This window comes from Vibrio sp. GLN_1 (assembly GCF_043106015.1).
Lineage (GTDB): Bacteria > Pseudomonadota > Gammaproteobacteria > Enterobacterales > Vibrionaceae > Vibrio > Vibrio parahaemolyticus.
Genome location: NZ_JBICMD010000036.1, coordinates 1,032,668 through 1,049,303, shown reverse-complemented (window position 1 = coordinate 1,049,303; position 16,636 = coordinate 1,032,668). Strand labels below are relative to the sequence as shown.

Sequence of the window (16,636 nt, the reverse complement as noted above, 5' to 3'; positions counted from 1 at the left end):
CAAGTTTTTATTGCCGCTTTTCGTTTCTGAGATTAGCTCAAAGACTTAGAGGAAAGTTATGCCAAAAATTGTCGCCGCTCTGTTTTTCCTGCTCTTCACTTCACTTTCGTATGCCGAAAGTGCTTTCGATATTGTCCAAAAATCAGACCAAGCAATGAGGGGGAAATCCAGTTATAGCGAGGCAACCATGGAGATCGTTCGTCCTGATTGGACACGCTCTATGACGATGAAAAGTTGGACAAAAGGCACGGAGTTGTCGCTCGTGTTGGTAACCGCGCCAGCCAAAGATAAAGGCAGCGCATCGCTAAAGCGTCATAGAGAAATGTGGAATTGGGTGCCGAGTATTGAGCGCGTAATTAAAATCGCGCCTTCTATGTTGAGCCAATCTTGGATGGGGTCAGATTTTACTAATGATGATCTGATCAACCAATCATCAATCGTTGTGGATTATCAACACGCTTTACTCGGCAATGACAGCTTTGAGGGGGATAAAGTCTGGGTCATTGAAGCGACGGCTAAACCTGATGCGCCTGTTGTTTGGAACAAAGTTACGTTATGGATTTCTCAGTCGACGTATTTGCAACGCAAAGTGGAATTTTATGATGAATTCGATGAACGAGTGAATGTGTTGACGACTTACGGCGTTAAAGATCTAGGCGGTAGAAAGATAGCGACGCGAATGGAGATGAAACCCGTCGATAAACCGGGGAATAAAACCATTTTTACCACGCATCAGGCACAGTTTGACTTCGATATAAATGATGACTTTTTCTCGCAGCAGCAAATGAAATCCCTGCGTGATTAACTTGCGGTAGAGACGAACAAAAGAGAGGGGTGAGAAGCGGATGCTCATCAAACTTGCATGGCGCAATTTATGGCGGCAAAAAAGGCGGACGTTACTGACGGCCGCTGCTCTCGCGCTAGTGCTTTTTCTTTCCTTACTCACCAGAGCCTTCCAAGAAGGTAGCTACAGTTCCAACATCAAAAACGCAGCAAAGTTTTATACTGGGCTTATTCAATTGCAAAACCCTGAGTTTGGCGACTCATCTAGTATTGATGATGTGCTTCCTCAAACCGATGCCTTTATTTCAGCATCTAAAGCAAACTCGAATATCGATGTCATTCTTCCGCGTGTTGAATCTTTTGCCTTAGCGGCGAAAGGGGAGCGTTCGAAAGGTGTCATGGTTCTAGGCGTTGATCCTGAATCGGAAAATGCGTACTCCCACATTAGTGACAAACTGGTTCGAGGTGAGTTTATCGCCTCTGGGCAAAATGCGGTTTTGGTCGGTGGCGGTTTAGCGCAGTATCTTCGCTTGAAGATTGGCGATGAGTTGGTGTTGTATGGGGCCGGGTATCGTGGTCAGACGGCTGCGGGGTTGTATCGTGTCGCTGGAATTTTGCATTTCCCGTTACAGCAGTTGGATTCCCAATTGGTTTATATGCCTCTCGATACTGCTCAGACATTGTATTCACTTGATAAACAGGTGACGGCATGGGTGCTCAATACTTCAAATTTACGCGTATTGCCCAGTGTGATTGAGCAATTAAAGCGAGATTACGGCAATAGCGTCGCCGTAAAAGGCTGGCAGGAGTTATCGCCGGAGCTTTCTCAACAAATCGCATTAGACAAAGCTGGCGGCATCTTCCTCATCTACATTCTGTATGGAATCGTTGGTTTTGGTCTATTCGCGACCATTTTGATGACGACGTTAGAACGCCAGCGTGAATTTGCCGTGATGTTGGCCACTGGGATGCTCAGGAGCAAGCTGATTGGTTTAATTTCAATTGAATCGCTTTTCATCGCCATTATTGGCATTGTTTTGGGTTTGATCGTCAGTGCACCTGTGCTTGGCTACTTCTATTTTAATCCCATTGAAATTACTGGCGAAGCTGCTCAAGTCATGTTGGAAAGTGGTTTTGAGCCCATTGTGCCTGTTTCTCTCGATCCTCACTTGCTGCTTAACCAAATTATCGTGGTTCTCATCATCTTATCCTTGTGCCTTGTCTACCCGATGATTCGTCTCCTTCGTTTACCTATCGCCAGTGGGCTGAAAGGGGGTGCGCATGTTGATTAAATTGGCTTGGCGTAATCTTTGGCGGAACAAACTAAGAACGTCCATCATGCTTGGCGCGATGGTGTTTGGTTTGATGGGTGTTGTCGCCATGATCGGATTTATGAATGGTTTAGTGGACAGCATGATCAAAAATGCGATTGCTTGGCAAACCAGCCATTTACAGATTCATCAAAGTGCTTATCTCGTTAATCCTGAACTGAAAGACACCATACCTGACTCGCAAAGCATCGTGACAACGTTAGACAAGCATCAAAGCGTGAAAGCCGTATCGGAGCGGTTTCTCGCCGATGGCATGATAGCTTCTGCTCGCAGTTTTCGCGGTATTCGTATTAATGGTATTTATCTTGAACAAGAGCAGAAGATAACGCCGCTTTCTGAGCATATCATCGATGGTTATTGGTTGGATGAAGAGGGCCGGAATCCCATTCTTGTATCGCAAAAGACGGCGAAAAGATTAAAGCTACGAGTTGGTTCAAAAGTCATTCTGACGCTTTCCGATATCAATGGGGATGTCTCTGGCGCTGCGTTTAGAGTGAAAGGCATCTTCAAAACACCGTCCACGACCTTTGATGACGGCAACGTGTACGTCCGTAAAGCTGACCTAGAGAAAATTGCAGGGATAGCAGGGGCGCATGAAATCGCCATTTTGCTCAACGCCAATGATGACGACGTGTTGCAAAATATCGTGTCGTTTACCCGAACCTTGACCGACGATGGTTCAGGAAAGCCGTTAACGGTAAGAACATGGCTAGAAATTCAACCCCTGCTTTCGACAATGATGAGCTCGATGGATATCTCCAACCAAGTCATGCTGGTGGTGTTCGTGTTGGCTATGACGCTTGGCATCGTCAATATCATGCTTATGTCGGTGTTTGAACGAACCAGAGAATTCGGCGTGCTGATGGCAGTGGGCATGCAGCAACACAAAATTCGTATTTTGATCACGTTAGAAACCATGTTCCTTGGTTTGACGGGATGTGCTTTAGGGTTATTTGGCAGCGCAGCCATGATAAAGCTTCTCAGTGTGACGGGATTGTCGCTTGGAGGGCTGGCCGATGGTTTAGGTGCATACGGTGTCGATACTCTGCTTTATCCTCGCGTTTCGTTTTACGAATATCAAATGATCATTGTAGCGATTTTTATGGCCAGTCTGTTTGCGGCTCTGTATCCCGCACGACAAATTCTCAAGCATCGACCGGCTGATGCCATGGGGGAGAAGACCTGATGACAATTAAACTTGAGCGACTGACGAAAACTTATAATCCAGACAGTGATTTCCCTGTGCATGCGGTACAACACGTTGATTTAGAAATAAAACAAGGAGAATTTGTCGCCATCATGGGGCCTTCTGGCTCAGGTAAAACGACATTGCTCAATATGCTTGGCGGTATTGATGCTCCAACTTCAGGCAGCGTTGAAATCGATGGGTGTTTAATTTCAGAGATGTCGGAGAAAGAGCTGATCGCCTATAGACGAGACAATATTGGTTTTATCTTCCAAGACTACAGCCTTCTTCCTGTTTTGACCGCGTTGGAAAACGTCGAGTTTGTGATGCAGTTACAAGGCAAAACGGAACGAGAATGCCGAGAGCGTGCCATGTCTCTCCTTGAGCAAGTTGGTTTAGCTCAGCAGATGCACAAGCGTCCGAGCAAAATGTCGGGTGGCCAGCAGCAAAGAGTCGCTGTTGCACGGGCACTTGCACCTAAGCCTCGCTTTGTCATGGCAGATGAACCGACCGCCAACTTAGACGCAAAGAGTACTTCGGAGTTACTCGACATCATGGAGCAACTGAGCGAACAAGAGGGCACGACATTTATTTTCTCGACTCACGACCCGAGGGTCATCAAACGAGCCCATCGTATTATTGTGTTTGAAGACGGACGCCTCGCGAGAGATTTCGCCAACATCGGTAGCACGGCAGAGAAGTTTCATGCGTAGCGGCTTACACATTCGTTTTTCTCCGCCATGGATGGTGGTGGTTAGTCAGGCGTTAAGCCTTTCCTTGCTTGGCTTTTTCAGCTTTTGTGCTGTTGCCAATATCCCTGGTTTACAACCTCAAAAATCTTGGGATTTTGATGGTTATATTAAGTATATGGCGACATACAGCATGCCAGATGATCAAAGTAACTCGTTCGATCATCTGCTGCACAATCGTCTGAATTTTGAATACCGTTTTTCTCCAAACTGGCGTGTTAATGTTGGCTTGCGAAACCGAGCTTTGTGGGGCGACGCGTTAGACATTCCTCAATATCCCGAACTTGTCGCGCTAGATAATGGCTACTTTGATTTGAGCAAAAACTGGCGCGAAGACGACGTTATTCTGAATTCTCAATTTGACCGATTGTATGTGAGCGGGAAGAGCGACGATTGGAGTGCCAGTGTCGGGCGTTTTCGTATTAACTGGTCCATGAATACCATCTGGAACCCTAATGACGTTTATAACGCGTACTCGATTTATGACTTTGATTATGAAGAGAGAGCGGGCACCGATGCCATTATGGTCAGCAAAAAACTTGGTTTTGCTGACGGTTTAGATTTGGTGTTTTCTCCTTCACAAGAATCTGGACAAAACAGCGCTTCGCTGCGTTATTTTTCAAATGTTTCTGGGTGGGATTATCAAATTATTGCAGGTCGAGCACGGACGGATTACATTCTTGGAGCTGGATTTGCGACCGATGTTTACGATGCAGGGCTGCGAGGTGAGTTAACTTGGTTTGATCCAATAGACGCTGAATATCAAGGTGAGCCAACGCAGAATAACACTGTAGCGAGCTTAGAAGCGGATTACAGTTTTGGTGGTGTTCGTAACTGGATGACAAGAGGGGCTTGGTTGTTTATCTCGAAACCTCAAGATGCCAACAGCGCGCTTGCCTATCTCAACTTGCCGCTGAACGCTAAAACCCTGAGCTTTACTAAAAATACCTTCTATGCCGATGTGAGTTTTGATTTAACCGCATTGAATCGTTTCACACTGTCAGCCAGCTACTATGACGATGGTTCTTACTTTGCTGGCTTATCAAGTAATTATTCTTTAGCTACCGACTGGCAACTGCTCACTGTATTACAACGTTTTTCAGGCAGTGGAGACAGTTTGTTTGGCGAAACACCAGCCACTTTGTTGTTTGCGAATATTCGATACAGCTTCTAGCTTTGCCATGTGACCAGTCGTTGTATCTGAATACGTTTATCAATGGCGAAGAATGCCTCGTTTTTAAATGCATTTTGATACATTGATTTAACATTTGCGCAAATGTCGTTATATTTAAGGCTCATCGTTGTCAGGAGTTTATGGATGAACCTTACAATATCAGGGAAGTTGCAGCTCAGTTTCGTGCTGTTAGCCGTCGTATTTATCGCATCTGCGATTTTCACTTATCGTAATATAAACATAGTTGAACTGCATGCATCATCATTATTGAGTTCCGATTTGCCGACTGTTGATACCAGTCGTGGAATTCAGCAATCGGTTCAAGCTTCGTTGTCTTCAATCCGAGCGTACATGTTATTGGGAAGTGATGAAGCCGAAGGTTTGCGTTTGAGTTAGGAAGTGCAAAGTATCATGGCATCAACGGACGATGCATTGCCAACCTTACAAGCTCTGATTTCGGAGTCAGATTTCCAGTCGATTCATCAGCAATGGGAAGCGATGAAAGTGTCACTTTCTCAGCTTATTGAGTTGAGCCACAGCGCGGAAAATCTGCCAGCGCATAATCTGTTTATTAACGAAGCTGCACCCATTGCTGAAGTCGCGCTCGACCAAATTCAAAGCCTAATTAATGAAGAGTCAGGCAATGAAATGGGCGGTGAGCGCAAGCGCTTATTTAAAGTCTACGCGGACAGTTACACTTCTCTAGCTAATGCTCTCTCGGCACTGCGTGATTTCCTGTTGTACGGACAGCAAACACATCTGGAGAAGTATCAAGACCTGATCAAATTCCACAACCAATCGGTCGCAGAAATCGACGCTAAACTGGATATGTTGTCAGACAACGACCAATCACTATGGTCATTGTTTAAAGAGATGCAACAGCTGTATTTCCCCTTGGCTGAACAAGTGATTACGCTGCGTCAATCAGATGAATGGAACAAAGCAAATTTGCTAATGGCAAATGAGTTGTTACCCGCGGCAAACGCGTTAAATCAAAGCCTAGAAACGATTGTGTTGGCTCAGCAAGCTAAAGCGGATCAAAGCGGTGTTGGCATCAGTCAATCAATCAAAAATGTGCTTACGTCGATGCTGGTGGCAGCATTACTGGTCGTGATTGCGGCGATTGCGATTTCAAAATACATGGGAAATACCATTGGGCGCAGAGTCCAGCGATTATCAGAACGAGCGAAGATTATAGCCTCTGGCGATATTTCTCAACCACCATTGAACGTTGTTGGCAAGGACGAGCTGGCTGACCTTACGAGCTCTATCAATCGCATGAACGAGTCACTGGCAGGCATTGTTGCAGGTGTAAATGGCAAAGCGAACCAAGTGGACACCAGCATGGGTGCGCTTCTCGAATCGGCACAAGTTACATCCAATAACGTTGAACAACAACAGTCCAATATCTCAGAAATGGGGCGTCAACTCGAAGAGATTGCCTTTGCCGCGAGCAATACGTTGGATCAAGCTAATCAATCGGTGCAAAAGTTGTCAGATTCAAAAGATGAGATAGAACAAGGTCGTGACGCACTTGAGCAAAATAAAGCGACCATGGAAAGTTTACACAACAGCATAGAAAGCGCCAGCACCCAAGTTACGCAGTTAAGCAAAGAGAGCGAAGCAATTGGCCGCGTGACGGAAGTGATTGAAGGGTTAGCAGAACAGACTAATTTGCTGGCACTCAATGCGGCAATTGAAGCGGCGAGAGCTGGTGAACAAGGGCGAGGTTTTGCTGTGGTTGCCGATGAAGTGCGCATGTTGGCGACAAGAACCACGCAGTCAACGACAGAAATCAACGGTATTATTAACGCAATTCAGCGTTCAACTCACACGGTGGTTCAGGAAATTGAACACAGCCAGTCGTTGGCAGAGCAAGGTGCTGAACACATCGATAATGCCGTAACGAGATTGGTTTCAACGACAGAGCAGATCGGTTCTCTAAACGAGCAAATGGCAGAATTGGCCGCTGCTGCCGAGCAGCAATCTCACGCAACGCAATCCATAAATGGGTTAATGGCAGGCATTACACAGTCGGTCGAAATGGTGGCGAGTAACAGTCAGCATGCTTCTGAGACGTCGTTGCAAGTGAAGCAACAAGTCACCGAGTTGAATCAACAAATGGCCATGTTTAAAACGGCTTAGACCCCCCAATGAATGCCCCTCGACCATGAAGAAATACAATGGTCGAGGGTTTCGACTATTCTACTACTCACATAACCTAATTGCTCATTGAGTTTAGTTATTAAAGCTATAGCTAAAACCAAATTTCCTTCCTCACCGCTCAGATCTAATATGACTCCATCGGCAGCAAACACTGCAAAAGAATTTTTAAACTTTACTCTCCAAGGAGCAAGATTATGAGCAAACAAGTAAGCTTAATTGGTCTAGATCGTCAACAATCAGAACAACTAGCACAACAACTGAATCAGCTACTTGCCCACTATCAAGTGCTGTACATGAACACACGTGGTTATCACTGGAACATCAAAGGCCACCAGTTCTTTGAATTGCACGTAAAATTTGAAGAGATCTACACAGATCTTCAAACCAAAATTGATGAACTTGCAGAACGTATTTTAACGTTGGGTTACACACCAGCACACGCGTTTAGCCATTACTTAGAATCAAGCGAAATCAAAGAGCATCAAAACGCGACAGCGGGTGAAGAGTGCGTGAAAGGCTTGGTTGATGGTTTTGGTGTTCTGCTTGTTAAACAGCGTGAGATTTTACAAAACGCTGGTGAAGCAGACGATGAAGGTACTGCGGCACTGATGGGTGATTACATCCGTGAGCAAGAAAAACTGATGTGGATGCTTAACGCTTACCTACAAGGCTAAGTTCAAACATTTACATACGATTCGGGAATAAGCCAAAGGAGCACATGAGTGCTCCTTTTTTTGTCTCTGAGAATTGGCAACCTAATTCGCTGAGCTTTTCGGACAAAGGGATCAGTGCGCTGATTCAAAGTACGCCAGCAAATCGGACAGTTCTCTCACCGTAAGTGACGCCGAATTTTTAAATTGTTCGGTGATGCCGTGATGCACCAAACAAGACGGCATTTGTGCATTGTACGCAGCTTGTAAATCGTAAAGGAAGTCACCGACATACAGCACTTCATTTGGCATCAAACGCCACTCCTTGGCGAGCACTTGTAGCGATAAAGGATCGGGTTTTGGTGGATAACATTCACGCGTGATCACTTGCTCAACGGTGATTTGGTTATGTTCCAATTTTCTTTGTGTCGCAATTAGGCAGTTTCGCGTCACGATGGCGGTTTTAATCGCTTTTTTCTCCAAGTAGTTCAGCAATTCATGACAGCCAATCATCGGGCTAGACTGTTCAGCATCGGAAATCTCGTGGTCAAAAATGACATTATGTGCATGCTCTTTGTGATGCGGGTGATCGATGCGCTCTACGAAATCCAATAAATCTTCTGTTTGAGGGCAACCGAGTTGCTGACGAAGATCTTGAAAGTTCATATCTGAACTGACGAGCGTGTTGTCTAAATCGAAAATGACGGCTTTTATTCTTTCAAGTTCTAGTGGGAAGGGAATCATAGTGGCCTCGTACAACTTAACCAAACTATCGTTATAAAAACAAAAGGTTATTGTTAAGTTTAGATTCTTCTGGCTAAGTTGTACGAAAATAAATCACTGATGCATCACAAATCGAAAAAGCGCTGCACAGTTCTTATTGCTCTGTTAAGCGGAAGATTTTGCCGCTGTCGGTCGAAAAGTAGATATAGCCATCGGGGCTTATCGTTATATCTCTGATTCGTTCTCCAAGCTTTTCCAGTAAGCGTTGCGATTCTGTGAGCTTGCCATCATTAATGCCGACGACATTGATATGAGTGAGCTTTAACGCTCCAACTAATATTTTGCCGTCAAGTTCTGAGTATTTATCCCCTCGATAGAGCACCATATTGCTTGGAGCGATAGAGGGAATGTAAACCAATTTGGGGTCTTCCATTCCTGGCAGTGATTTCGCTTCACCCACATCAAGTGGGCCCCAATATTCTTTCCCTTGTGAGACTCTTGCCCAACCGTAGTTCGCCCCTTTTTTAATTAGGTTAATTTCGTCACCTCCACGCGGCCCATGTTCAATCGACCAAAGTTGATCTGTCTCTTTGTCGTAGAACAAACCTTGTGGATTGCGATGCCCGAAACTCCAGATTTCAGGCTTTGCCTTAGAGGAAGTAAAAGGGTTATCTATTGGCACCGTCCCGTCTAGATTCAAGCGTAGTATTTTGCCCGCATGTGTTTGAGTATTTTGCCCGTTGTCTCGTTCACCGCGATCGCCAATCGTGAAGTAGATCTTGCCATCAATAAACGCGATTCGACTGCCAAAATGTCGGCCAGTATCGGTGATGGCATCGGCGATGAAGAGATCTTTCCAGCCAGTTAGTTGCTCGCCATTTAGCGTTGCGGTGGCAAGTGCGACGGTGTTTCCTTTCTGGGTTCGTTTGCTGTAGGTGAAATACAGCTGTGGATTTTTCTTATCGGTATTTGGGGCGAGTGCGACATCCAGTAAACCGGCTTGTCCACTGGTGTTAACGTTCTGAACAGTATGGATTTTCTGGCGTTGACCAGTCATCACATTGAGTAATGAAATGGTGCCATTTTTCTCGTTCACTACTACGCGTTGCGAATCGATAAATTCAATGCCCCAAGGGACTTGAAACCCATTGGCAACCTCATCAGCGTGGTATTGCGCAGCATGAAGTGAAAAAGATAAACAAGCGAGCAGGGCGATGGTTACAATTCTCATGGGTCCTTCCATGTTGAAGTGCGTGGATGCTTAAAAGCTAACACTAAATGGCGAGATCCCCAAATGATGACAAGCTACAACGAGCGGTGTATGAATATAAAAATCCCCGATACCAGATCGGGGATTGAGTTAAGGTGTTAGAGATGAATCTGTCTTTCTGCGATTACATTGCCGCTTCGAAGATTGCAGAAATCTCTTCGTGAGTTGCTTGTTTCGGGTTAGTGAAACCACACGCGTCTTTTAATGCGTTGTCTGCTAGTGTTGGGATGTCTTCTAGCTTCGCACCAAGCTCTTTAATACCAGCTGGAATACCAACGTCTTTTGCTAGCGCAACGATAGCGTCGATCGCTGCCGCAGCACCTTGCTCTGCCGACATACCTTCTACATCCACACCCATCGCTTTTGCGACATCACGTAGACGCTCTGGACATACTTGCGCGTTGTAGCGTTGTACGTGAGGAAGCAAGATTGCGTTACATACACCGTGTGGTAGGTCGTAGAAACCACCTAGCTGGTGCGCCATAGCGTGAACGTAACCTAGAGATGCGTTGTTAAACGCCATGCCAGCCATGAACTGCGCGTATGCCATTTGCTCACGAGCTTCTAGGTTTTCGCCGTTTTTCACTGCGGTGCGTAGGTGTGCTTGAATTAACTCGATCGCTTTGATTGCAACAGCGTCAGTAATTGGTGTTGCCGCGATAGATACGTACGCTTCAATCGCGTGAGTTAGCGCGTCCATACCTGTTGCCGCCGTCAAAGACGCTGGCTTAGCAAGCATTAATTCTGGATCGTTTACAGAGATAAGAGGCGTTGTGTGTTTATCAACGATTGCCATCTTAATGTGACGCTCTTCATCAGTGATGATGCAGAAACGGGTCATTTCAGATGCAGTACCTGCTGTGGTGTTGATTGCGATTAGTGGCAGCATTGGTTTTGCTGATTGATCTACGCCTTCGTAATCGCCGATTTTTCCGCCGTTAGATGCAACCAGTGCGATGCCTTTTGCACAATCGTGTGGTGAGCCACCACCAAGTGAAATTACGAAGTCACATTCGTTCTCTTTTAGAAGAGCTAAGCCATCATTAACGTTGGTGATTGTAGGGTTTGGTTGAGTGCCATCGAACACAACGGTTGCTACGCCGCGTTCAGTAAGAAGATCTTGAACCTGTTTTACTACGCCGATTTGGTTAAGGATCTTATCCGTAACGATCAAACCTTTCTTAAAGCCTTGAGATTGGATGCTGTTTGCTGCGTCTTTTAGGCAGCCAGCGCCCATTAGGTTTACCGTAGGGATAAAAAATGCACTTGTCATATTGGATTGCTCCGTTGTTATTATTAATAATCTTTCATAATTTGCCATTTAACTGTCGCACACCCCTTTCTAGAACGAAATTGATCCAGAGCAAGTTTACCCATTTAGGGGTACTTTAAAGGAGGAAACTGTGACAGCGATCTTGTTGCACAGTGTGGAGGTGCAACACAAATACAACGTAGCCCAAATATGCAACTATTGACGCAAACGATTGGTAAAAATTGAAATCTGATGATGATTTATATCTCAATTAGACTAAAGTATAAAAAATCCCCATTGATATTCGATCTATCAATGGGGATTTAAAATTGAGTTTTAAGTTATCTATCAGTAATTAGGCGATTTCGACCAATTTTGATACCAATTTATCGATTCCTGAAGCTGCTTGCGAGATATTCTGCGCTAACATGTAAGCTGGCGTAGAAAGCACATTGTGTTTCTCGTCAAACACATACTCATCTACGTTACATTCAACGTGCTCTCCACCCATTTGGTGAAACGCGGCTGCGGTTGCGTCATCATTACCTATTGTGCCTTTTACGCCATGTTCGTAAATCATAGGAATAATGACAGGGGCAATGCAGAGGTAACCGGCAGGCTTGTTAGCATTTGCGAACGCACGGCAAGCTTGTGCAACGTGTGTATTAATCGAGCATTCCGCACCAGAAACGGCAAAGTCAGTCAGATTTTTTGCTGCACCAAAGCCACCTGGTAACAATAGCGCATCAAAGTCTTCAACGTTCAGTCTAGCCACATCCTCAATGTTTCCACGCGCTATGCGTGCCGCTTCAACGAGCACGTTGCGTGGCTCATCCATTTCTTCGCCAGTAAGATGATTGATGACGTGTAATTGATCAATGTTTGGAGCGAAGCAATGCCAAGTAGCACCAGCTTTTTCGATGGCGTGCAGGGCTAGCACTGCTTCATGTAACTCTGAACCATCATAAACACCTGAGCCACTCAAAATAACTGCGACTTTTTTCATTTTAAGATTCCTTTAGTCTGATATTTCCGTTTGTTGCTCTTTTGTATTTGGGGATTGAGATTGAGCATTTGCCTTAATTTCGACGATTTCTTGATCGTCTTCTTCTTCATCATAGTAGCGGACCACAAAAGGTGTCAGCATGACGCTCGATGGTAGAAAGTGTTTCATATCGACTCCAAACGCATAACAGAATCATTTTTATACTGAAATTTATAAAACAGTACGTTGAAGCGGATCATTTTTGAGTTAAGCTGAAGTTTCCTTTGGCATTCATGAGTAGTAGGTCACATGAAATCCGTGCAATTTCGCTTCACACTTTATGGCTGCATTGCCATCCTCTCTTGGAGTTGCTTGCTGGGTATTGCAAGGCTCGTAACCGAAAGTTTAGGGCCAGTAGGTGGGGCGGCGATGTTGTATTCGCTAAGTTCAATCTTTTTATTGATTGTGGTGGGCATCCCAAAGTTATCTTACTTTTCTCCGAAGTATCTGATAGTTGGCGGCGCAATGTTTGTTTGCTATGAAATCTTTCTTGCGCTTGCTCTTGGGTATTCGAATTCGCGAGCTCAAGCGATTGAGGTATCTATCGTCAACTATTTATGGCCCGCACTGACGGTGTTGTTTGCCGTGTTGGGTAGCAACAAAAAGCCAAATTGGCTGTTGTATCCAGCAGTAACCCTCGCGTTTATTGGTGTGGCTTGGACGGTGAGCGGCGATAACGGTTTATCCCCGACGCAAATCATCTCGAACGTAAGCAGCAATCCGCTGGTGTACTTCATGGCGTTCACTGGCGCGGTGATTTGGGCGGTTTATTGTAATCTCACACAGCGACAGCAATCGAAGCACAATGCGATCACGTTGTTTTTTATCGCAACTGCGGTTTCGCTTTGGGTGAAGTACGCATTTGCGGATGAGCCTACAATGACGTTCTCATGGTCAGCTCTTGGGTATCTGTTTGCATCGGCAGCGTTGATGGCGGGTGGTTATGGCTTATGGAACATCGCCATTGTTGGCGGGAACATGGTCTTTTTGGCGACTTTGTCTTACTTCACGCCGATTTTCTCTGCGCTGTTTTCGTCGCTTATCCTTGGTGTGACGTTGAGCAATAGTTTCTGGCAAGGCGTTATTATGGTGACGGTTGGGTCACTCTTGTGTTGGTTGGTAACAAAAGAGAAGCGAGAAGCTGCTGGTTAAACCCTCATTATCTGAGTGATTAATGACTGGTTTGTGGCTTCTTCGGTTCTTGTCGGTGTTGATGAAGGCCTGCTTGAGCCGTCATCGTGTTATCGACAGGTCACCAATCATTTTCTTAGAGTAAGCATCAGTCACCAAGCTGAGATAGGTGTGGGAAGGTAAGTCGCATCATGAGATGCGATGTCTAACTTAAGCTTCGTTCCAGTTTGGTTCCTCTAACGCTGGCCAGAGCATCAAATCATCAATACCAACGTCCTTAAAGCCTATCTTTGAGTAATAGCTTTTAAGCGCTTCTACGCTTTCCTCTGAGCGATCTTCTAAAGGAAGCGACTTTAGACCAATGATGTCGTAAATCGATGTAAAGCGTTCAATAAAGTCCTCAATTAAGGCTTTGGAATACTTATTTCCTCGATGCTCTTTCTTTACCTTTAGTTCGTGAATCACAATGAGACGATCTGGTTCTGGACAGATTCCCCAACGCATTGTTTCGTTACGTTTTGCGATGCTTTCTTTTAGCAAGTAATCATCATCAAGAATTTGGATAAAGTGGGCAATGCTGGCATTAATGTTCAATAATTTATGACAGCTGATAGTACTCGAGGCTCTGGATAAATCTACGATGTAAAAGTCACACGTAGCGACTTCGGTCTCTTCTCCTTGGTTGACAAGAGCAAACATACTCGCTGTCATTACGTTGATACATGATTCAATATCATTTGAATAAGGAGCAGTTGTCAGGGCGTAGTTTATGATCATTGTTCTGTTCCTTTTCACTCGCTAGTAGCACAACGTCGTTTAATAAACGTGACGCGAACACTTAATTTGATGAGGTGTAACAAAGTGACCTCCCTCAGATACTTTAATTAATTCATCGGGCTGTGTTGGCGGAGTGTTGACTCCCGCAATCTTCATACTCACCCCTTTTAAACTTTTTTTAAAATGTTTACAGAGCCAGTATTACTTACAGATATTGGGAGTCAATTTCTTATTATGGTTAGCGTTAATCGGATGGGTGAGTATTCCGATAACGGCCAACTGACAGCGCAGGATTTTTCACGTTTTTCCTATCTAAAACAGTGATCTATTGCACATTTTTATTACCATTATTCCAGAAGTTTGGAATTTTAATGTCGAGTAAAAATGCAAATAAACTGCGTTCTCCACACGACCAAATTTTTCTATTATGTGCAAATTAAAAAAGTGACATATGTCAAAGTTTGCATATTAAGTCGCATTGATAATCGCCATCCCTTAAAGTTTTGACTTAACAACAAAAGGAGTAGATATGTTTGGCTTCTTTAAACGAAAAGCTTTAAAAAAAGAGCCTTTAATCTATACAAAGAACTGGTATTTGGCAGGCTATATGAAGGCAACCGTTTCGGGCTAAATGCAGAAGACTTATGCAAAACAACAGGGCTTAATCTATTCTCGACCCTCAATCTGATTCATAGACTTATAGCGACAGGATTGGTGGAGGAGTATGAGCTTGTTGATGTCGTTTGTTACCGAGCGGTGAACGTGCCAATTTATCTAGATGACACCTCTCCGCCAAGCGTTATTACCGATTATGTAAAACGTGCAATTGGCCGAGTTGATTTTAAAGGACTGGCTTAACCAACACTTTTTAAAACCGCCCCAAAAGGCGGTTTTGTCGTTTTGCACTGTCATTGCGTTTTCAACCATCAAGGCTGTATTGGATGTTTACTAAAAATTTGGAGTAATCCCGAGCGCCCGAGACAAGCTTGATTTGAGGGTTGAGAAGAAAACTGAATATGTGACATTTTGACGTAGCTAAGAAAAGGTTATGTATGCTTGGTTTATTAAATAGAAAGACTTTGAAAAGCATGGCTATGAATCTATATCACGAACTGGTACGAGGTCGTATATATGAGGGTAAGCACTTTGGGCTCAATGCAGATGATATTTCGCAGAGAACAGGGCTCAGTATACATGTGGCTATTGCTCTCATTCATCGGCTTATAGACAACGAATTGGTGGAAAAGTATGGCTTTAAGGACGATGTTAGCTATCGAGCAGCTAACATTCCGAGCCACCTAGACAAAACATCTGCTCCAATGAGCATTTTCCAGTACGTAAACCGCTCAATTGGCCGAGTAGACTTCAAAGATCTAGCTTGAACCACAAAGAAAAACCGCCGTTACTGGCGGTTTTTTCATTTTCGTAAAGACTGAACACTCAATTTACGTGCTTTATGATAGAAATACCTGACTTTTGTTTCGTGTTCTAACAATTCGCTACGTTTAAGTTCAGTTGCAGTTTGAATCTGTGCTTCGACAGACGCGTGGTTAGCTGTTTTCGAGTTTGTTCAAGAGTGTCGAGTTCAATCATGTCATCATCAACGTGTAGATCAATGTTCACGCGAAGCTCTTGACCAACCTTCGTTATACCAGCCAGTTTTAGCTGATGGTCAGATACTTTTTCAATTTCTAAAACGTCGTTACCAACAACCTGACAAAGCTCTTTGCTTGGTGTCATCATTAGTAACTCACGTAATGCGCCACACAACATATCAAATGGTACTTTTAGGAAGTAGAAGCCCATAAGTAGCATCATCATTGGGTCCGCGTAGACTGCGTAATGCGCGAATGGGGTAAGAGATACTAGCCATGCAGCGATAAAACCAACAGTAACTGCCACGCTTAATAGCGTATCCATTTGCCATTGTTTTTTCTCCGCATCGATCAGACCTGATGAGAAACGACGACTTTTTTTCGCCATAAACCACCAAGCGTAACCACAACCGATAACGTTCACGAGACCAAAGATAGTTGCAATTGAGGTATCAACCTCACGACCACCCGTCATCAATGCAGAGATCGCTGAGTAAAGCGAAAAACACACAACAACAAGAATCACGGCCGCTTTAATCGCAATAACGATAGGTTCGAGTACCGCTTTACCAAATGGAAATACAGATTTTGATGGCTTGCTGATGTAGGAAGATGCCGCCAGTGACAATAAAGTTAACAGTAAACTGACTAGCGAGTAAACACCGTCAAAAACGATGACAATCGACCCAACAAGCAAGCCAAGTACCATACCACCAGCTGCAAACCCAGAAGCTAAAAGGGCTGAAATGGTTAGAATACGGTTTTCGTTTTTGCTTGTCCTGTCACACATAAAAGATGCCTTTT

General features: G+C 44.5%; 15 protein-coding genes and 1 pseudogene. 9 read left to right on the top strand and 7 right to left on the bottom strand.

What is annotated here, in order from left to right; translation table 11 throughout:
* The first annotated feature begins 58 nt into the window (after positions 1-58).
* The 7 genes and pseudogenes from ACF8OV_RS22445 to ACF8OV_RS22415 all read left to right on the top strand — a co-directional run bounded on the left by ACF8OV_RS22445 (position 59) and on the right by ACF8OV_RS22415 (position 8,063).
* Entirely contained in the window at positions 59-805 is a 747-nt protein-coding gene (locus tag ACF8OV_RS22445; RefSeq protein ID WP_317676250.1) for an outer membrane lipoprotein-sorting protein, read from the top strand.
* Positions 806-845: 40 nt separating this feature from the next.
* Positions 846-2,075: an ABC transporter permease gene (locus tag ACF8OV_RS22440; protein WP_047731799.1), complete on the top strand. Its 1,230-nt coding sequence runs from the start codon at positions 846-848 to the stop codon at positions 2,073-2,075.
* Entirely contained in the window at positions 2,065-3,300 is a 1,236-nt protein-coding gene (locus ACF8OV_RS22435; RefSeq protein WP_317676251.1) for an FtsX-like permease family protein, read from the top strand. Before ACF8OV_RS22440 ends, ACF8OV_RS22435 begins: the two co-directional genes overlap by 11 nt.
* On the top strand, positions 3,300-4,013 hold the full coding sequence (locus ACF8OV_RS22430; protein ID WP_005482754.1) for an ABC transporter ATP-binding protein: 714 nt from the start codon (positions 3,300-3,302) through the stop codon (positions 4,011-4,013). The genes ACF8OV_RS22435 and ACF8OV_RS22430 overlap by 1 nt, the downstream gene beginning before the upstream one ends.
* The gene (locus ACF8OV_RS22425) at positions 4,006-5,223 is read left to right on the top strand and encodes a hypothetical protein (RefSeq protein ID WP_102600149.1); all 1,218 of its coding nucleotides are present in this window, start codon (positions 4,006-4,008) and stop codon (positions 5,221-5,223) included. The genes ACF8OV_RS22430 and ACF8OV_RS22425 overlap by 8 nt, the downstream gene beginning before the upstream one ends.
* A 144-nt stretch (positions 5,224-5,367) precedes the next feature.
* A pseudogene (locus ACF8OV_RS22420) lies at positions 5,368-7,368 on the top strand (methyl-accepting chemotaxis protein).
* Positions 7,369-7,583: 215 nt separating this feature from the next.
* Positions 7,584-8,063: a Dps family protein gene (locus tag ACF8OV_RS22415; RefSeq protein WP_005461991.1), complete on the top strand. Its 480-nt coding sequence runs from the start codon at positions 7,584-7,586 to the stop codon at positions 8,061-8,063.
* Positions 8,064-8,174: 111 nt separating this feature from the next.
* On the opposite strand, the gene ACF8OV_RS22410 is transcribed toward ACF8OV_RS22415, so the two are convergent.
* The 5 genes from ACF8OV_RS22410 to ACF8OV_RS22390 form a co-directional block, all read right to left on the bottom strand.
* Positions 8,175-8,783: an HAD family hydrolase gene (locus ACF8OV_RS22410; RefSeq protein ID WP_203504141.1), complete on the bottom strand. Its 609-nt coding sequence runs from the start codon at positions 8,781-8,783 to the stop codon at positions 8,175-8,177.
* A gap of 133 nt (positions 8,784-8,916) precedes the next feature.
* Positions 8,917-9,993, bottom strand: a complete 1,077-nt coding sequence (locus ACF8OV_RS22405) for a PQQ-dependent sugar dehydrogenase (RefSeq protein WP_203504140.1) — start codon at positions 9,991-9,993, stop codon at positions 8,917-8,919.
* A 163-nt stretch (positions 9,994-10,156) separates the two neighbouring features.
* The gene (gene yiaY, locus ACF8OV_RS22400; RefSeq protein ID WP_005461954.1) at positions 10,157-11,305 is read right to left on the bottom strand and encodes an L-threonine dehydrogenase; all 1,149 of its coding nucleotides are present in this window, start codon (positions 11,303-11,305) and stop codon (positions 10,157-10,159) included.
* A gap of 334 nt (positions 11,306-11,639) precedes the next feature.
* A complete protein-coding gene (elbB, locus tag ACF8OV_RS22395; RefSeq protein WP_005482741.1) occupies positions 11,640-12,290 on the bottom strand; it encodes an isoprenoid biosynthesis glyoxalase ElbB in 651 nt (216 codons plus the stop codon).
* A gap of 12 nt (positions 12,291-12,302) precedes the next feature.
* A complete protein-coding gene (locus tag ACF8OV_RS22390) occupies positions 12,303-12,458 on the bottom strand; it encodes a hypothetical protein (RefSeq protein WP_203504139.1) in 156 nt (51 codons plus the stop codon).
* 120 nt (positions 12,459-12,578) lie between these two features.
* On the opposite strand from ACF8OV_RS22390, the gene yddG reads away from it, so the two are divergent.
* Positions 12,579-13,481 carry an aromatic amino acid DMT transporter YddG gene (gene yddG, locus ACF8OV_RS22385; protein WP_062888760.1) on the top strand — a complete coding sequence of 301 codons (903 nt, stop codon included), beginning with the start codon at positions 12,579-12,581 and terminating at the stop codon, positions 13,479-13,481.
* Between the two features lie 189 nt (positions 13,482-13,670).
* Here the strand turns inward: yddG and ACF8OV_RS22380 are convergent, their stop codons facing one another.
* Positions 13,671-14,237, bottom strand: coding sequence for a hypothetical protein (locus ACF8OV_RS22380; protein WP_203504138.1), 567 nt, complete (start codon positions 14,235-14,237; stop codon positions 13,671-13,673).
* Positions 14,238-15,325: 1,088 nt separating this feature from the next.
* Between ACF8OV_RS22380 and ACF8OV_RS22375 the strand changes: the two genes are divergently transcribed.
* Positions 15,326-15,619 carry a hypothetical protein gene (locus ACF8OV_RS22375; RefSeq protein WP_050551424.1) on the top strand — a complete coding sequence of 98 codons (294 nt, stop codon included), beginning with the start codon at positions 15,326-15,328 and terminating at the stop codon, positions 15,617-15,619.
* Between the two features lie 106 nt (positions 15,620-15,725).
* Here the strand turns inward: ACF8OV_RS22375 and ACF8OV_RS22370 are convergent, their stop codons facing one another.
* A complete protein-coding gene (locus ACF8OV_RS22370; RefSeq protein WP_005462012.1) occupies positions 15,726-16,622 on the bottom strand; it encodes a cation diffusion facilitator family transporter in 897 nt (298 codons plus the stop codon).
* Positions 16,623-16,636: the final 14 nt, after the last annotated feature.